Origin of the sequence: Tenacibaculum aestuarii, assembly GCF_964510395.1 — a bacterium.
Lineage (GTDB): Bacteria > Bacteroidota > Bacteroidia > Flavobacteriales > Flavobacteriaceae > Polaribacter > Polaribacter aestuarii.
Map to the genome: position 1 here is coordinate 447,535 of NZ_CAZEFY010000003.1, position 18,253 is coordinate 465,787.

Consider the following 18,253-nt stretch of genomic DNA (forward strand, 5'->3'; position numbering starts at 1 on the left):
CTCGTTTCCTTAAAATCCTCAAATTCCTTACTGTGCTTTTGCAGGATTTGAATAAGTGTTGTGAGCTTCTCTATGAATTAAACCTGCATCTACAAATTTAGTAATATAGCCTTCTGCTGTTTTGTGAGGTATTTTGCTTTTGTCGGCTATATTTAGATAGTCTTGTCTTGAAAACTGATAAGGTAATGCTTCTAAAAAACGCTCTTTTCTATTGGCTCGTTTTACTTCTTTTTGTTCAATAGGTAAATCGTTAAACACCTTACTACTGTGCTTTACTAATACGCTAATTATTTCCAACGCATTTTCAAAATCTATATCCTCACAATACCTTACTTGGTTTACATCGCCATCTTCCATAATGCGAAATACAGAAAATAACATTATAATTCTGAATGCAATTAACCCCAAACGCCTAACGGTTGCTATATAGTCATCGGGTTGCAGATTGAGATATTTGGTTTGAAGCTTCTCAAAAAACACATTAAATTTTTGTTGTTGCTCTGTTGTTAGCCTTACTTCAATATCAGGATTGTTTTTTAGGGTTTTGTATAACCCAAAAAATTCTTTTCCTAATTGGTCGTAATATTCATCTAAACCGTTGGTTGTATCCGTTTGAAAAACGTTTTTCCAAGTAGGTTTGATATTCATATAATAAAACATAAATCGACTAAATAAGCCATTTTCAGCACTTGGAACCAATGCTTGAATCTGTTTTGGCGTACCAGATAACACCGTTGACAAACAAGGTCTTTCAATATCTACATACTCTCTGTCCGTTCTACGATAGTAACTAATGGTTTCGTGGTGGAAAGCTTTACGAAAACCATCGGAATAATTACCGTAATCACTTTTAAAGGCTTGTGCTAATGTATCTCCTTCTGTTTCAAAAATTAACCCTCTGCCTTCATTATCAGATATTAATTGATATACACCTGTTACACTATTGTTAGCCGGAATAAACAACATTCTTTCAGGTGGTTTACTCGGTTTTTCCATAGTTTCACTTTTGCCTTTATTCATATTGTAGGTCGCCATTTCAACTTGATGTTGTTGTTTCAGGGTTTTGGATTGTTCGCGTTTTTGTTTGTGAACAGGATTTACCAAGTTTTTAATTTGGTTTAATCTTCCTTTTCCTGCTGAAGCTGGTGCAGTAACAAATAAATACAAGTTGCTAAATACTTTACGTTGGTCGTACACACCAAACAATTTAGGAAAACAAGCACTAAACGCTGTTAATGCTCCCAACAACAAAATATCTCGTTCCTCATTACTGCTTGATGGTTGTACCACTTGTTGCAAAAATGTTGGAATGTTGTTGTAAACTGTTGAAGGTATTGTTGGCAATGGTTGTTTTACTTCCTCTGGTTGTTGCAACACTTCAACAACTTGTTGTTGCTGTTTTGGTTTAATACCAACTTGGTGCAAATGGTGGTATAAGGTTGCTATGCTTATACCGTGTCCTTTTGCTTGTAAACACTTGTTATACTGTTCGTCACATTCTTTTTGGTCGTAACCTGAATAATTTCTGCTAATTCTATGATAGTAATCACGTCCAGCTTCACCGTATTCTTCTGAAATAGCAAAACCAATATCACGCCACTTTTCATAAGTATCAGTAATATCGATACCTGATTGCTCTAAAGCGTTGATATATGTTTCAATATCATTTGCAACAACTGTTGTTGGGTTGTTGTTGATTGGTTTTTTAGGTACTTCTTTTTGCTCTGGAACAGCTAACCAATCTTTAGGGTTGAATATCTTTGTCATATCTTTTGATGTCTTTTATGTAGGTATGCCAATGGATCGTGTGATAAAAAACACGCTCTGGAAATGTCTTTACCTGATTGGTCAACCTCAATGTTATATGTTTGTTTAATGTAATTGGCCACCGCAATAAAATATTCGTTGTGTGACACTTTAGACACATCGATTCTAATTATCCATTTTAAACCTTCTCCAGAAGGTGATGTAAACAACAATTCGGTTTCAAAATATTCATCGTTTAATAATTGTTGTTTTAGTTCTTCAAGATTCTCTAAATGGTCAAAATCGATTGTTAATAATGATGAATGCTCAATTAAGCTATCATCGTTTCGTTTAGAAAACACACCTGAAAATGTTACATAATCAAAATGATTTGCTTTAAATTTTCGTGCTTCTTTAGGGTCTTTAATCGTTCTAAATTGTTCTGTAATACTTTTATACTTATCGCTTGTAATACGCTCAAATATTTGATGCAATCTTACTTTTTCAGTTGGAAACACATTTCTAATTGGTGCTTTGTAAAAACTGCTGTAAGCATACCAAGTATCGTCAGGTGCATCTAACCAGGATAATTCATCTTCTTTTTTAACTTCAAAATTTAGATTCATTACCTCATTAATTTTAAGTAACAATTCTTCTACTTCGATAAGTTTAAAATGATAGGCTGCAAAATCGAATACATCGCCTTTAAAATCGGTTAATTCAGTATCGTAATGCATTGCTTTATTTTCAACAACATTAATTTGTAATGTTGATTTTCCACCGTTAAAAGGATTGCGGGTTATCCCGCAGTCCCTTCCTTTTAAGGAAAGGACTGTTGATTTAGGATAATACTGCCTTAATACATAAGCGTAAATATTTAACCCGTAATGCGTTTTCTTCAAGATGCTTTCTTTACTTATTTCCATCGCACTTAAAATTTGGGTTATAATAATTGCTTTGTAATAGTTCCTCTATATCAGATACTTTGTAATAAAATTTACCTTGTATCTTGCTATATGGAATCGTGCCATTTGAACGGAATGTTTGCAATGTGCGTTGGCTAATATGTAGCGTTTGCATTACGTCCTGATTGTCAATCCACGTATCTTTTAAGTGTTCTGCTCTCGTAGCTCTTATTAATTCGATACGTACTTTTAAATCCTTAATCTCTTGTGAGAGTGCCAAGAGTAAATCGATGATTTCAGTCATAACTAAATCCTTCCTTTTTTGATTAAATAATTAGCTGCCTGTTGCTCGATTTCATCTTGGGAATCCATACGGTTACGCAATAACCATTGGTCTAATTCCTGACGTTGGAAATAGATTTTTTTACCATTCGGTTTATAGTGTGGAATGGCTCCCGTACTTGTAAGTTTATACAAGTGCGATTGTGATAGTTCTAAATACTGACAAGTTTCATTGAAATTCAATACTTGCTTTTGCAACGTTTGTTGTTCTACTAACAACTTTTCGATGCGTTCTAATTTTTCGATGATTGTAATGTCCATCTTTTATTATTTTTAAAATAAATGAGGACATCAGGCCTAATGTCATTCTTGATTTTCAAGAACAGGACAAAGGTTAAAAATGAAGATTTTAAAAAAATTGAGATTTTTATACAGCATTAAGATTACATTGAGATTTCTTAATGTTCTCAATGTTTTTTATTGCATTTGTTTGAAAATATTATCAATAATTTCTTTTTCTTTAAAACTAAACTGCTTGCTTGAAGATAAATTTTGAGCGGTTAATTTATTATCATTTTTTGTATAAAACTTATCTGATTTTTCAATTTGTGATAGTTTTAAATCCTTGAATTGATGCTTAATTTTATCGATAAAGTATCTTACTGCTGTTGTATTAGCTTCAAAATATATCTTGAAATCTAATTTAGTAAAGTCATTAGTTGTCAAAACTTCTAATAATTGATTTACAGTTGTTCGATTATCCAGCAAATCAATTTTTAATTGAAGAGATTCTATTAAATTAAGAAGATTAGTTTTATTTTCACCTTTATAACCAAAAGAGGTTTTAAGTTTACTCTTTGGTTTTATACTAATTTTAGCAGGTATAATTTTATCTCCCTCGTATTTAATAATGACTTTATTTAGAGGTGGTTCTTCGTTAAAAAAGACTTCGTGCAATTCTTCTATTGTATAAATTTCTGCATCACTCAATTCTGAAAATCGTTCTTGAAGTTCCATAAAAAGCATCATTGCATTAGACTTTAAAAATGAAATGATATAGGCTTCATCTGATTTATCGTTTTGAATTGGTTTTAAGTATAAGCTTTCATCAAGATCGTTATCCGAAATATAGTTGCTAATTTGGTTTAGGTAATTTTTGATACGATTATATTCTTTATCATACAAGAAAGATAAATGACCAGGTGTAGTATTGATTTCAAGTGCATCATTAATTTGATTAAAATTTTTGATGTACTCGTTTTCTATTAATTTTAAATAGTATTTACGCTTGTTAGAATACGCCTTTTTGAAGTCGATTTCATATTTAGGCGTTGTATTGAGGCATTGCTTTTTAAAGCCTTTTAAAAGCTCTTTAAATTGGTTTTCGGTTCTTTTATCATCAGTAACCTTTTCCACATACAGTAAGTCGATAAATAGGTCTTTAGCCATTTGGGTTAAGGTTTATTCTGTACGCTGCCTGTTTCTTTTTGTCGTCAATTACTTTAGCGTAAATTTGAGTTGTTTTTAAGTTCTTATGACCTAACATTTTTGATACTGTATAAATATCAGTACCTAAAGTTAGCTGCAATGTAGCAAATGAATGTCGCGCACAATGGAACGTAATATTCTTTTTAATTTCTGCATCTCCAACCCATTCTTTTAATAGGTCATAGTTTCTCTGAACGTTATTAATATTCTCGAAAACTTTTTGAGTTGGTTCGCCTTTTTCTCCTAACAATTCAAATGCTTGTTCGGAAATTGGTAAGGTTTCAGCTCCTTTAGTTTTCTTTTGCTTAAATCTAATAAAATTCCCGTAACTTTCTGAATATTGGATTTCTGACCATTGAAGCTTTGTTATATCCGACCAACGCAATCCTGTAAGACAAGAGAAAAGAAACGCATTTTTTAATTGTGGATGTTTACTATCTGTACTAAAAAGCTTTCTAACTTCTTCTAAAGTTAAAAATTCCATATGTGTATCTTCTTCTTTGAAGTTCTCAACATAAATTGCAGGATTGTATTGTATTACCTTTTCTTTAACCGCTTGACGTAATACTGCCAATAACTTTTTAAAATATGCAGATTTAGTATTTTGGCTTAATTCTCGTTTACTTCTGGAAAGTGCCTTTTTATCTAAATACTCTTTAAAACCTTCAACCCATTCTTCATCAATTCTTTCAAAAGAAATACCACTAGGATAATAAGCTTTTAAATGCTTTAAAGTACTATTCCATACTGCTAAATTCCCCTTACTTTCTGAACGCCTTTCAATCCATTGTTCTAAATACACAAAGAAGTTCCCTTGTTTCTTTTCCTTATTCTCAAAGCCATAAATATTATTTTGAATTTCTAGATGCCTTTTAGCTCTGATGCTTTCAGCAAGTTGTAAGATTTTCTTATTCTCTAATTTTTGTGCTTTGGTTAAGGACCCTTTATCGGGTTCTGGTGTTAAATATAATTTCAAGTACTCGTATTTACGATTTCCGTTTTCGTAATAATCAAGATATAAACTAATTCGTTTCCCTTTTCTACGTTGGCGTAAAGTAACTTTCATTTTCCTTATATTTACTGTGTTAAACGATGTGTTGTATTTATGTTAAATGGGCAACAATACGGCAACAAATATAAGCAAAAAAGGGTAGTTTGGCAACAAAAAAGAATACCAAAAACCCCATAAAACAATGATTAATAGACAGATAACAAATAAAAGAAAGATAATGAATTTCCTCTCGGAAAATACTCGCACTGAATTAATGCCTTTGTTTTTTTAACTAAATTAGTAACCAAATCACGCAACGAAATCATACACAAACCGTTAGGTAACATTTGCTAGGTAAAAGGAAAGACTTTGAAAAATTAGAATATACTCAAACCAAATATTATACTTAAAAAAATTGATTATGACTTTAAATGAATGTCTTGAATTTTGCAAAATTTGTCAAAACAGACACGTTGACTTTAAAACTGGATTAGTTTGCTCTTTAACGAATGAAAAACCTCAATTTGAAGACAGTTGTGGAGACTTTTTGAAAGACGAAAAAGAAGCTGAAAGAAAGCTAAAAATGAAACTTGATGCAGCTGGAAATGCTAGGTCTCAAAATGGATCCTTAAACCCTAAAAAGAATATGAATTATGGAATTTTTCTGACTATTGCAGGAATATTACTTTTAGTATTTATTTCTTTATTATTTGGAATAATAGTAACTTTTGGTGGAATTTCATTTTATATCAGAGGAAAACAGCAGGAAAAAATACTAGCTGAAAATAAAAAATTGAATGAAAAAATAAATAAAAACGTTACCTAACACTGTATAAAATTAATTGCTACATTTAGCTAAAAACAAAAACGCAACTAATCTTATAAGTAAACGTTACCAAACCAATGAAACAACTTTTGATTTTAATATTAATACTTTCAATTCTATCAAGTTGCGACCGAAAAAAATCGGACAAAACTCAATCGGAATTAAAAGCAGAAACGAAATCTGAACCAATTAAAGAAGCTGAAAATATCCAGTCAAAAAAGAAAAAGGATACAATTTATAATTATTGGGCTTTAATTCTTGACACTATTTCCAGTAAAAAAGAATTTAAAATATCTGACTTAAAACATACTCTTGAAGTGAAAACTTATAGTTTAAACGATAGTTCAATTGTTAGAAATTTATCTAAAACCGGAGAACAAGCTTATTTAGACCATTCTCACAAAATGGTAACTGATTTTAAACTTTTGACCGACTCTATTGTTGACAAAAAACAAATCGACAGAACTAATTTTGAAAAATCACTTATTCCTGAATTCTACTCAGAATGTAATCTTTTGACAACCGAAATAGACAGTACTATAGGAAACACAGTTTATTTGAATTCAAGTTTAGGAGTTCCTGACACAAGTAACATTTGGACAGTTTGGTACTCTATAAAAATTAAAAACGACCGAATTGGGAATTTAGAAATTAATAAAACTGATTATGTTGGAATGTAAAAACCGTTTGCTAACTTAAGATGTATAACCATAAATAATTATTAAACGAAACCAAACAATAATGATAAAATCTATTATGACTTTAGGAGTAATGTTAATTACTACCTTATGTTTTGCACAAACTAAAGGCAATTATATTGTAATCATCAATAATGACTCAATCCGTATTGACCTAAACAATGACATTAAGTATAAAACTCCCAAAGGTGAAGAGTTAACCGTTAAAGTTATACAACCTGAAATTTTGACCTATTCAGATGATATGGTTTCTTTTGATCATAATAAATCATTAAACGTATCAAACTCAAAAATTGAAGAAGGTGTTGAACAATGTATGATTATTAGGTCTACTGGAAATGGTTTTATGGTTCAAAAATTTAAAACGATTAATCCAAGTAGTTTAACTCAATTAATGCTGAATGAAATTACTAAAGAAAGTATTAATTATGGCTATTCGAAAACTGAAAAGAAATTCAAGAAAAAAATAAAAAGTGGTCAAACCATTGAAGGTATTGAAGCTACTTTAACATACAAAGGAGAAAGTGAAGTATACACAGTTGCTACTTATGGCGCAAAAGATGAAGGTATAATAGTAGTAACCATGTTTTTAAATGACGATTTTGAAGAGGATAAAGAAATAATCGAGTTATTTTTAGAAACGCTATCTATTAATAATTAAACTAAAACATCTCTTATTAAACTCACTTAAAACCCCGAGAAAAATATTTTTCTCGGGGTTTTTCACAATCCTCTATAAAAAACTAAAAATGAAATTTTAGTACGCTTAATTTTCTAATGTAAACCCTTGGGCTAACACTACTGTATTATCTTTTGTTGAATTTTGTCTAAATGGTTTTGCTTCTTGATAAGCTTTGCTATTAAAACACTCCATTGCCAATTCTTTCGATGGAAATTTTAATATTGCATGCATCATCTTCTTTTCTCCTTCTATTGCAATAGCCTCTGTGTCTGAAACTAAAATCTCCCCTTCATAATCTTGTAACAATGCTGCTACTTTTGGCGGATAATTTTGAAACAATTCAAAGTCTACAATGTCATAACTAATAATAAAATATACAGGCATTTTTCTATTTTTTACGGTTTATTTATTCTAATAAATTATTTCCTATACTGTTTCTGAAAGCATTAATGTTGCAGCTAGCTTTCCTAATTTATTTGCTGCTTTTGGACTATCTCCAGTAATAAGTTTACGATCATGGTACACTTTCCCATTTGGCATTTTATTTACAATCGTTACACCCAATGCTTGCAATCTTTCTCCAAAATACCAAGGCATTGCACCTGGTATATATCCTGTTAACGGAAGCATTTTATCTGCTCCATCAGGAAAAGCAGCTATCTTGTATCCTTTATATGGAAATTCTTCTGGAGAAGCATCAATAGCTGCTGCTAAAAAAGCAGCTGGTCCATGACAGATAGAAATCATCCATTTATCATGTTTTACACTCCAATCAATTACCTTTTTAACCGCTAAGCTTGTCGGCAAATCAATAATAGCACCGTGACCTCCTGGTATATATACCGCTGTATACGGACTATTTTTATCTAATTTTGTAACTACCTCCTGTAAACTTAAAGGTGCTAGAATTTGTGGTTTAAACGTCTCATAAATAGCCATTACTTCTCTATCCTCTTCAGGAAAAGCCCATTCTTCTAACTTTAATGGTTTACCAGTTAGCGTAGCTATATCCATTTCAAACCCAGCTTTCATAAAATGTAACATTGGCACAAACATTTCTACAGGATGATTTCCTGTTAAAAAGTTCTTTCCATTTTGCATTTCAAGTAGCGTTTGCTCTGTTCCAATTACTAAGATTTTTCGATTTCTATCTGTATTCTTATCTTCAAAAACTGAATGATCATAGTCTGTTTTTTTATCTACAGCTAGTTTTAAAACTAATTTTGAAGGAGAATATATATTTCCTGAAACCTGTTTTGGTTCTGCTCCTAAGATACTTTTTATACTACTCATACTAATTCAGTTTACTGGTTTTGTACTACTTAATTTTTTTTTTATTAAGTTACAACCTTTATTAATATTACAAATCTATTATATAAACAAACCATTTATTAACTCTTAAAGTTTAAATAGTACTCCTAAATGTTCAAAATGTTTTGTTTATAATTCAAAACTTCTTTCTACTATCAACTTATAACATTCACAAATAATTTAGTAATTTCGGCCTTCTAAATTGTATTGTAAATACCCTTATTAATAATTACACATGTATAATGCTTTAAACTAATTTACAAGCATTTACATAACTATAATTGTCCACATGGACTCTGTTTTATGAAAGTTTGTATCGCCGAGAAACCTAGTGTAGCCCGTGAGATTGCTAATATCTTAGGAGCCAATACCAAACGAGATGGATATTTCGAAGGGAATGGTTATGCGGTTACTTATACATTCGGTCATTTATGTACACTTTTAGAACCTAAAGACTACAAATCGCACTGGAAAAGCTGGGATTTAAACAACCTCCCTATGCTTCCTGAACGTTTTGATACTAAGGTTACCAACGATAGCGGTATCCAAAAACAGTTCAAAATTGTAAAATCATTATTTGAAAAAGCTGATGTGGTTATTAACTGTGGGGATGCGGGACAAGAAGGAGAATTGATTCAGCGTTGGGTAATTAATCAAGCTAATTATAAAGGTAAAATTCAACGTTTATGGATTTCTTCCCTAACGGAAGAAGCCATTAAAGAAGGTTTTGACAACTTAAAAAACAACGACGATTACAACAATTTATACTACGCGGGATATTCTCGTGCAATTGGCGATTGGCTATTGGGCTTAAACGCTACACGATTGTACACCGTAAAATTTGGTGGTTACAAACAAGTGCTATCGATTGGTAGAGTACAAACTCCTACCCTAGCCATGTTGGTTGACCGTTATAAAGAAATTCAAAACTTTAAACCTGAACCTTATTGGGAACTACAAACCTTGTATCGCGATACACTTTTTAGTTGTGAAGAAGGTCGTTTTTTGAAAAAGGAAGAAGGACAAGCCTTTGCTGATAAAGTAAAAGAAAGTGATTTTGAAATCACTTCAGTCACCAAAAAGGAAGGAAAAGAATACGCTCCAAAGCTGTTCGATTTAACGGGTTTACAAGTATACTGTAACAACAAATTTGGGTTTTCTGCGGACGAAACCTTAAAAATTGTTCAGAAGCTTTACGAAATGAAAGTAGTTACCTACCCAAGAGTAGATACCACTTTTCTACCGAATGATATTTATCCAAAAGTTCCGAATATTTTAAAAGGGCTAAAACAATACGCGACCTTAACGCAACCTCTTTTAGGAAAAAAAATACGCAAATCGAGTAAAGTCTTTAATGACAAAAAAGTAACCGATCACCACGCGATTATTCCTACGGGAATAGAAATCAACTTGCAATACAATCAGCAGCAAGTGTACGACATTATTGTTCGTCGATTTATTGCCGTTTTTTATCCAGATAGTGATATTTCGAATACTGCTGTAATAGGTGAAGCCGATAAAGTTTCATTCAAAACCACAGGAAAAGAAATTTTGACCAAAGGTTGGCGTGAAGTTTTTGAATATGGAAAAGAGCCTAAAAAAGATACCGAAAAAGACGTCTTACCAACTTTTACCAAAGGAGAAAAAGGTCCACACGAACCTTCTTTTTTAGAAAAGGAAACCAAACCTCCTCGTAATTATACCGAAGCTAGTTTACTACGCGCTATGGAAACTGCAGGTAAACAAGTAGATGATGACGAAATGCGTGAATTGATGAAAGAAAATGGTATCGGTCGTCCATCTACACGTGCAAGTATTATTGAAACTTTGTTCAGACGAAAATATATTGAGCGTCAAAAAAAATTAATCATTCCTACCAAAACAGGTATCGACTTAATTGATTTGATTGACAACGAGCTCTTAAAATCTGCAGAATTAACTGGATTGTGGGAAAAACGTTTAAAAGAAATTGAACGTGGTGAATACAGTGCTGCTCATTTTATTCATGAAATGAAAAAAATGGTAGATCGTTTGGTATACGAAGTACGTTCTAATACTAAATCTGTACGATTATCTGCCGAAAAAAGCACGGTTTCAAATACAACTAAAACCAAGAAAAAATCAACTTCTAAAAAGAAAGAAGTTGTAGGTAAAAGTTGTCCGAAGTGTAACAACGGGCAATTGTTAAAAGGAAGTACCGCTTATGGATGTTCTTCTTATAAAAATGGATGTGATTTTAAACTTCCATTTGAGTTCTTGGATAAAAAAATATCTGAAAGTCAATTAATCCGATTACTAGATAAGGGTTGTACTACCAATTTAAAAGGCTTTAAACAAGGTTTAGAAAAAGTAGAAGGTTTAGTTCGTTTTGATGATGATTTCAGCCTAAAGTTTGAAGCTAAAAAAACGAGTTCAAATGTCATTTCGAGTGATAAGGGTAAATCAAATTCAGATACTTTAACTTGCCCTAAATGTAACAAAGGAACCATTTTAAAAGGGAAATCTGCCTATGGATGCTCTGAATACAAGAACGGTTGTGACTTTGTGTTTACGTTTGAAAACATCAAAAAAATTGCCAATGGAAAGCCATTGACAAAAGAATTAGTGTATACTATTTTAACTTCTAAGTAAATTCTTTATAATAGTGTTCTATTAATTTCTCTGGATTTTTAACTGTGTTTTTAATCCATTCAAAATACAACTCTTTTTTCTCTGCTTCCGATAATTTCCAATCTATTGGTAACTTCTTCATACGAGTAGTAACATCTTGTAAAATAATTGCTGCGGCTACCGAAATGTTTAAACTTTCAGTAAAACCTACCATAGGAATTTTTAAAAAACCATCTGCCTCTTTCTTTATGTAATCAGAAATTCCTTCTTTTTCAGTTCCAAAAACAAAGGCTGATTTTTTAGTTACATCAAAATCAGACAACACACAAGAATCCGTATGTGGTGTAGTTCCTATAATCTGGTATCCTTTTTTTCTTAAATCGTCTAAACATGCTTTGGTGTTATCACCATCTTCTTTAAAACGCTGTATATCCAACCATTTCTGACTTCCTTTAGCTACATGTCTTGATACTTTATTCGTAACCTTATTTTCAATTGCATATACATCTTGTACACCAAAAATATCGCAACTTCTTACCACTGCACTGGCATTATGCGGTTGGTAAATATCTTCTAAAACTACTGTAAAGTGACGTGTTCGCTCGCTTAATACCTTTTCAAACGTTTCCTTCCTATTCTCAGTTATATATCCTTCCAAATAGGTTAATAATCCTTCATCAATCATACAACAAACATAGTAATTTTTCCTATTTTTAATCGCAAGGCGATAGCTAAGTATTTATTTTCTTAAACTTGTAACGAAATTTATATCTATGAAAAAACGTTTAGTGGTATTAACAGGCACTGTAAAAAACATTGTTTGTAACTAGATTAACATTTAGAAATTTGAGTGTCCATATGTTTAACATATGTAAAGGTAAATTTTAGAATAAAGTTATTTTAAAAAGACAAATTTCCTACCTCAATATAATCCTCTTGTTTTTCTAATTTTATGATGGTTGTTCGTCTCTTTTCATTTTTCTTTCCATAATTTGTAAACATATTTACTTTTAAAATAGTTGGGCCAGATATTTTTTGAACATTATCAGCATAATAATCAATCATAATTTTATACTTCCCTTTAATAGCTTTCTTTAGCATAAACTCTTCCGGTCCATAACCTTCTGTCATATCAGTTGACATTCTTCCACCAATCACTGTTTCCTGATTTTTGTAATATGCTTTTTCTCCATTTGGATCAATAACCCATAAATCAATATCTGTATCATTATGATTCCAATCAACAACTATACGCACATCTACTGGAATTGATTTAAAAAACTTTTTCTGGTGTTTACTTAATTTTAATTTATTCCCATGCTGAGATACCAATCTTGAAAGCTCTACAAATACAACTGATTCTATACCATCAAATCGTTCATCTTCATCTTTAACTAAAAGCTCTCCATTATAGATCTTATACAGTAAATTAAAGCTATCTTGATAGTCACCTGCTAGTTCATATGCTAATGCTAAATCTCTGTATGATTGAGGCTCTTCAGGTCTTAATTCTAATACTTTTTTATAAATATTCTTGGCTAAATCATACTTCTTAAAATGCTCTAATTTATATGCCAATGCTTTTATAAGTTCATAATTATCTAAATCTATCTCTATTAAATTTGTCAAAATTCTAATTGCTAATTCTTTTTCTCCTTTTTGATCAAAGAAATCAGCTACATCTATGTAGAACATCGGACTATTAGAATAATAATCTCTAATTTCTAAGTATTTATTATAAGCAGATAAAACTGAAATTTCTTTTTTAAGAATATCTAAATATGGAGTTTTAGGATTCCATGCTTTTAATTCTATCCTTTGTTCTATCAATAAGTTTAATTTCTCTATTTCTTTTTTATTAGTTTCTTTTCCTTTCTTTGTTGTAAAAATTACAATTCCATTTCTTGCTTTTTCTCCATAAAGTTTTATAGCATCAAAAGGTTTAATTACTTGTACAGCATCAATGTCTTTGGGATTTAATTTTTCAATAAAACTCTTTCTTACTGGAATTCCATCAACTATATACATTGGCTCATTTTGACTCAATGAACTGTTCCCTTTTATAGAAACTTTGGTTGCCCCCCCATTATCTTGAGAAATATTTACTCCTGAAGATTTACCTACTAAAGACTGAATAATATTACTACTTACTGGTTTTGATTCTTTTGCTACGCCTAATCCAGTAACAACTATTTCATCAAGAACATTATCTTCTTCGAGTTCTATGTTTACAGTGCTACCATTACTAATAATAACTTCTTTAGTTGAACATCCTACAAAAGAAAAAACTAAAACTTCATTCTCCTCCACATTAATAGCATAATTACCATCAAAATCAGTTTCAGTTCCTCGATTAGTTCCCTTAACTATTACACTCACTCCAGGTAAAACACCTGAAGAATCACTTAAAATACCTGTTACCACCTTTTTAGAATAATCAACATCTGCTCTTGGGTTATCAATATGATTGTCATTTATACTGTTACCGTTTGTTATGTTGGTAATAGTACTTTCTTGATTTATATTGGAATTTCTAACCCTAGATGTTTGACTTGTTCTTTTTTTCTTCTGATCCTTCCTCGGGTAAGTAAGATTATACCAATTTGTAATATCTTTATATTGATCAAAAAGGTCTTCTCTTCTATCTTCAATAGTTTCTATAGTTGAAATTTGATCTTCTTCTTTTTCTTTTAACAATTCTTTGTAACGAGACCTTAATTCTTTTGGTGGTTCTATACCATATTGTACATAATCTTCAATTCTATCTAAAATTAACATTGAAGTGTAATCTGTAACCAAATGATATTGTTTCGCTAAAGAAATAATTTCTTTCTTGTTCTTTACTTTTTCTTTATTTAGATACTTTAATTTCTCTTTTGCCCAAAGTCTTCTAACTTGATTTGAAGCTAGAGAATTTTCCAAATTAAGAGTTAATACTTTTGTAACCTTATCTTGATATCCGAACTCTAATTCAACTGAGGGACTTCCTTTAAACCGTCCTGTAATTACAAAATCACTTGTAACATTTGTTCTGCTTTTTGGATATACTTCAACTAGATTAGCATCACTTTTAAAACCTAAAAACTGTAACACTTCTTGTTTTAATAGTCTATATCCTTCTTCACTATTAAGTTTCTCTAAGTTTATATATACTGCTCCTTGATCAGTGGCTATCTTATTTAATAAAAAATGATTAGCAGATGTTAACGAGTTGATTGTATAAACTGTTTTTTTCTTAAACCCTTCTATAGTTCCAAGGTTAGTCAACCCATCAGAAAATAAAAGTATTTCGTCTGAGTTTAATTTTAAGGTACTTAATATTTCTAAATTAGTTCCCCCATCATAAGTTTGAGATTGTATCTCTTTTCTAAGGCTATCCCATGTACCATTAGTTATAACGAATTTCTCATCTTTATTTGTTGTATTATTAAAAGAGATAAATTCAACTTCTACATTTTGTATGTAGTTAAAGTATTTATTTAAAAGCTCTATTTCTTTATTTAAATTTTTATTTCTCATTGAAAAAGAAACATCCCAAAGAATACTTATCTTTTTAGGCTTTTCTTTATTTCTCGGTTTGTTTTTCAATGGAATCGAGCTATAAAAATAATCTCCATAACTTAAAACATTTTCAGAGTTAGAAGACTTTTTTAACTCTACTTTAATTGGTTTTTGAGGAGCTACATTCTTTTTAACTAAAGAAGCACTCATTACACTTCCTTTCTTAATAAAATGTAAATCTTTAAAGAACTCGCTTTTTACAATAGGAGGTTTAGATATTCCATAAGTAAAAATATCTAAAGAAAAATTATCAACAACTTTCTTAATTCCTAAAGGAAGTTTATATACAAGTTTATCGTTTACAACAGAAAGCTTTTCTTCATACGTTAAAACTACTCTTTTATTTTTTTTAGGAAAAATAGGGTATACCCTTGCTTTGTAATTGTTTCCTGATGTTTTTTCTAAGAGTGCAGGGTCAATATTTTGCCTAACAGTAGTTTCATAAGCAACTCGAGCTAATTCTTTTTCTACAACTACAGCTTCTCTTAACTTTCCATTTAAGTCCATCGCAAATTGATATACAGATTGTCCTTCTCCTAAAGGAAATATCAAATCCCCTTCTAGTGTTCTGTCTAAATCGTTATAAAACTCCATATCATATGTAGTAGTAGCAAAACCACCTGTAATATTTACTTCTACTTTTAGACTTGATAGTTTTAGTTCACTAGAATCTTTTAAAGTAATTTTTGGGGTAGCTTGAGAAAAAAGACCAAGACTTACCAATAAGACATTAATGAGTAATATTTTTTTCATAGTTAATACTTTAAATTTTAGATAAAACTGAGCATTTATCTTGAAAAATAAAATTAGGAATGAGTGTAGCTCTCTTTTTAATGAGTAAAGTGGTTCAGGTAGAAAAGGAAAATGTTTCATAGCAATACAAATTTACCTAATTTTTTATTCTCTATAGAAACATAAAAACTATTCTATATCAAAAATAAATCTAACACTTCTAAGATACCATAACTTCTCACTATTGAACTCCAGTTATTTGATTAGTATATATTTCTAATAAAACCATAAAAATGATGAATAACACTATCTAACATTCTCTCAAATGTATCTTTCATATTTCTTCGTAAATAAAACCTTCAAAATAAGTTAATAGTCCTTCAATCAATTATACAATAAGTAAAATTTTATATTTTAGTTTTATGAAAAAACGTTTGGTAGTATTAACAGGAGCGGGTATTAGTGCTGAGAGTGGTTTAAAAACCTTTAGAGATGCTGATGGTTTGTGGGAAGGACATGATATTTATGAGGTGGCTTCTCCTCAAGGATTTAGAGCTAACCCAGAATTAGTTTTAGATTTTTACAACCAACGTAGAAAGCAACTTTTAGAAGTAGCTCCCAACAAAGCACATTTGAATTTAGCTGATTTAGAAAGCACTTTTGATATTGATATCATTACTCAAAATGTAGATGATTTACACGAACGTGCTGGTAGTACCAACGTTTTACACTTACATGGTGAATTATTAAAAGTGCGCAGTACAAAAAATGAAAATTTGATATATCCTTGGAAAAAAGACATCCTTTTAGGTGATTTGTGTGAAGAAAATGCGCAATTACGTCCACACATTGTTTGGTTTGGAGAAGATGTTCCGTTATTAGAGAAAGCGGTTGAAATTACTTTGCAAGCAGATATTTTAGTTATTATAGGAACCTCAATGCAAGTATATCCTGCAGCAAGTTTAGTGGATTATATAACTTTTAACACTCCTATTTACTTTATTGACCCTAACCCTGCTGTAAACAAAAACGCCTTTAATAATTTAACTATCATTAAAGACGTCGCTAGTATTGGTACTGATATATTAATCAGTATGCTTGAATAAATTCAGTATTACTGATTATGAATTCGTGGTTAATCGATCGAAATATTCATACAATTCTCCTTTAGAAATAGCACTTCCTTTTTCAATCAAATCAAACAACTCTACATTACGTTCTTCTTGATACGGCTTTGATCCTCTTAAAAACTCAATCGCTTCATCATTTGGATTTTTTAATAACCACTCAAATCCTTCTTGTTCAAGTACGTTTACTTCTTTATCAATCGTTATCACAATACGATGAATTTCTTTTTTATCACATTTAAATAAGTTGACCACTTTTGGAGAAAAATGCTCTAAATAGTTCGTTTTGGTCAATACATCGTCCCAAACGACATCGCTAAACACATTCATTTCATCTTCAGCTATATGGGGTTTCTCTTCTTTTAACTCATCCCATTCCTTTTTATCGATGTTTTGTGAAGCTAAAAAACGTGCAAACTCTTCATGTAATCCTTCAAACTGCTCTTTTGTAAGTTGTCTATATTTCAAAAATTCAAATTTTAATAATTAACTAACCCTAACTTTTATTCATTCTCTTTAATTAGGGTGATTATCTTGTTTTTTTTTAATCCTCAATGAGGGTTTCATTCGGCAATTTTAATAATAAATTAGGATTAGGGCAATTTTGCTTGTAAAAATCCAAGGTCTTTTTTGAAGATACTCCTGGGTAATCGCCATAATAATCTTCAATATCTATAATCAATTGAAAATGTAAATGTGGCGCATAATCTCCATTGACAGAACTATCACCTAAAGTTCCTATCTTTTCTCCTTGTTTAACTTTTTTATCAACTGATATGTCTTCCAAAGATTCTAAGGATAAATGACCATACAATGAGTAAAACTCATTTCCTTCAATTGAATGTTTAAGAATAATCGTTGGGCCATAGTCTCCATAGTTTGTATTGTTTTTAAAACTATGGATTTCTCCATCTAATACAGCTAATACATCAGTATTTGCATCACACCACAAATCAATTCCTAAGTGAATATTTCGTTGATTTTCTTCTGATAATTTATTGAAATGTTCACTTCTACTATAAATATCTCTTTGCTCTAAATATCCTCCAAAAGCAACTGTTTTTTTATGTTTAAAAAAGTAGTTTTCTAAATATGCTTCCCAAGCTTTTGATGAAGAAACATCAAAAACTAAGTCTTTGTTAGATGCTGCTATAGAAATTGGAATATATTCATCAAAAGATATATTGGCATCTATTACGTTCAATGGAATTTCAGAAATTTTACTTAAAAAGTCTGTCATAATTAAATATTAAAAAAGTGCAGTAATTACTGCACTTTTTATAAATAAACTAGT

At 30.7% G+C, this 18,253-nt stretch carries 17 protein-coding genes; 5 read left to right on the forward strand and 12 right to left on the reverse strand.

Annotation, left to right across the window (positions count from 1 at the left end; all coding sequences use genetic code 11):
* Positions 1 to 27 precede the first annotated feature (27 nt).
* The 6 genes from ACKTSU_RS08175 to ACKTSU_RS08200 form a co-directional block, all read right to left on the reverse strand.
* A complete protein-coding gene (locus ACKTSU_RS08175) occupies positions 28 to 1,767 on the reverse strand; it encodes a DUF3987 domain-containing protein (protein WP_408035878.1) in 1,740 nt (579 codons plus the stop codon).
* Positions 1,764 to 2,672, reverse strand: a complete 909-nt coding sequence (locus tag ACKTSU_RS08180; RefSeq protein ID WP_408035879.1) for a BT4734/BF3469 family protein — start codon at positions 2,670 to 2,672, stop codon at positions 1,764 to 1,766. Before ACKTSU_RS08180 ends, ACKTSU_RS08175 begins: the two co-directional genes overlap by 4 nt.
* A complete protein-coding gene (locus ACKTSU_RS08185) occupies positions 2,659 to 2,955 on the reverse strand; it encodes a helix-turn-helix domain-containing protein (RefSeq protein WP_408035880.1) in 297 nt (98 codons plus the stop codon). Before ACKTSU_RS08185 ends, ACKTSU_RS08180 begins: the two co-directional genes overlap by 14 nt.
* Positions 2,956 to 2,957: 2 nt before the next feature.
* Positions 2,958 to 3,254, reverse strand: a complete 297-nt coding sequence (locus ACKTSU_RS08190) for a helix-turn-helix domain-containing protein (protein ID WP_408035882.1) — start codon at positions 3,252 to 3,254, stop codon at positions 2,958 to 2,960.
* A 156-nt stretch (positions 3,255 to 3,410) separates the two neighbouring features.
* Complete coding sequence (locus ACKTSU_RS08195; protein WP_408035883.1) at positions 3,411 to 4,382, reverse strand: DUF6617 family protein; 972 nt, start codon at positions 4,380 to 4,382, stop codon at positions 3,411 to 3,413.
* A complete protein-coding gene (locus ACKTSU_RS08200; RefSeq protein WP_408035884.1) occupies positions 4,375 to 5,487 on the reverse strand; it encodes a phage integrase SAM-like domain-containing protein in 1,113 nt (370 codons plus the stop codon). The genes ACKTSU_RS08195 and ACKTSU_RS08200 overlap by 8 nt, the downstream gene beginning before the upstream one ends.
* 346 nt (positions 5,488 to 5,833) lie before the next feature.
* On the opposite strand from ACKTSU_RS08200, the gene ACKTSU_RS08205 reads away from it, so the two are divergent.
* The 3 genes from ACKTSU_RS08205 to ACKTSU_RS08215 all read left to right on the forward strand — a co-directional run bounded on the left by ACKTSU_RS08205 (position 5,834) and on the right by ACKTSU_RS08215 (position 7,597).
* Positions 5,834 to 6,238, forward strand: a complete 405-nt coding sequence (locus tag ACKTSU_RS08205) for a hypothetical protein (RefSeq protein WP_408035885.1) — start codon at positions 5,834 to 5,836, stop codon at positions 6,236 to 6,238.
* 77 nt (positions 6,239 to 6,315) lie between these two features.
* A complete protein-coding gene (locus ACKTSU_RS08210) occupies positions 6,316 to 6,918 on the forward strand; it encodes a hypothetical protein (RefSeq protein ID WP_408035886.1) in 603 nt (200 codons plus the stop codon).
* 61 nt (positions 6,919 to 6,979) lie between these two features.
* Entirely contained in the window at positions 6,980 to 7,597 is a 618-nt protein-coding gene (locus ACKTSU_RS08215; protein ID WP_408035887.1) for a hypothetical protein, read from the forward strand.
* A gap of 105 nt (positions 7,598 to 7,702) precedes the next feature.
* On the opposite strand, the gene ACKTSU_RS08220 is transcribed toward ACKTSU_RS08215, so the two are convergent.
* Positions 7,703 to 8,002 carry a DUF1330 domain-containing protein gene (locus tag ACKTSU_RS08220; protein WP_408035888.1) on the reverse strand — a complete coding sequence of 100 codons (300 nt, stop codon included), beginning with the start codon at positions 8,000 to 8,002 and terminating at the stop codon, positions 7,703 to 7,705.
* A gap of 42 nt (positions 8,003 to 8,044) precedes the next feature.
* On the reverse strand, positions 8,045 to 8,911 hold the full coding sequence (locus ACKTSU_RS08225; RefSeq protein ID WP_408035889.1) for a DJ-1/PfpI family protein: 867 nt from the start codon (positions 8,909 to 8,911) through the stop codon (positions 8,045 to 8,047).
* 321 nt (positions 8,912 to 9,232) lie between these two features.
* Here ACKTSU_RS08225 and ACKTSU_RS08230 point away from each other — a divergent pair, with 321 nt between their 5' ends.
* Positions 9,233 to 11,560: a type IA DNA topoisomerase gene (locus tag ACKTSU_RS08230; protein WP_408035890.1), complete on the forward strand. Its 2,328-nt coding sequence runs from the start codon at positions 9,233 to 9,235 to the stop codon at positions 11,558 to 11,560.
* Here ACKTSU_RS08230 and ACKTSU_RS08235 read toward each other — a convergent pair.
* Together ACKTSU_RS08235 and ACKTSU_RS08240 are read right to left on the reverse strand one after the other, a co-directional pair.
* Positions 11,553 to 12,224 (reverse strand): TrmH family RNA methyltransferase, encoded by a 672-nt coding sequence (locus tag ACKTSU_RS08235; RefSeq protein WP_408035891.1) that lies wholly within the window; start codon positions 12,222 to 12,224, stop codon positions 11,553 to 11,555. The genes ACKTSU_RS08230 and ACKTSU_RS08235 overlap by 8 nt on opposite strands.
* Before the next feature lie 215 nt (positions 12,225 to 12,439).
* The gene (locus ACKTSU_RS08240; RefSeq protein ID WP_408035892.1) at positions 12,440 to 15,853 is read right to left on the reverse strand and encodes a VIT domain-containing protein; all 3,414 of its coding nucleotides are present in this window, start codon (positions 15,851 to 15,853) and stop codon (positions 12,440 to 12,442) included.
* Between the two features lie 401 nt (positions 15,854 to 16,254).
* Between ACKTSU_RS08240 and ACKTSU_RS08245 the strand changes: the two genes are divergently transcribed.
* Entirely contained in the window at positions 16,255 to 16,938 is a 684-nt protein-coding gene (locus tag ACKTSU_RS08245; protein WP_408035893.1) for an SIR2 family NAD-dependent protein deacylase, read from the forward strand.
* Between the two features lie 15 nt (positions 16,939 to 16,953).
* Here ACKTSU_RS08245 and ACKTSU_RS08250 read toward each other — a convergent pair whose 3' ends face one another.
* Both ACKTSU_RS08250 and ACKTSU_RS08255 read right to left on the reverse strand, forming a co-directional pair.
* Complete coding sequence (locus ACKTSU_RS08250) at positions 16,954 to 17,427, reverse strand: DUF6495 family protein (protein WP_408035895.1); 474 nt, start codon at positions 17,425 to 17,427, stop codon at positions 16,954 to 16,956.
* A 76-nt stretch (positions 17,428 to 17,503) separates the two neighbouring features.
* The gene (locus tag ACKTSU_RS08255; RefSeq protein ID WP_408035897.1) at positions 17,504 to 18,199 is read right to left on the reverse strand and encodes a peptidoglycan DD-metalloendopeptidase family protein; all 696 of its coding nucleotides are present in this window, start codon (positions 18,197 to 18,199) and stop codon (positions 17,504 to 17,506) included.
* Positions 18,200 to 18,253: the final 54 nt, after the last annotated feature.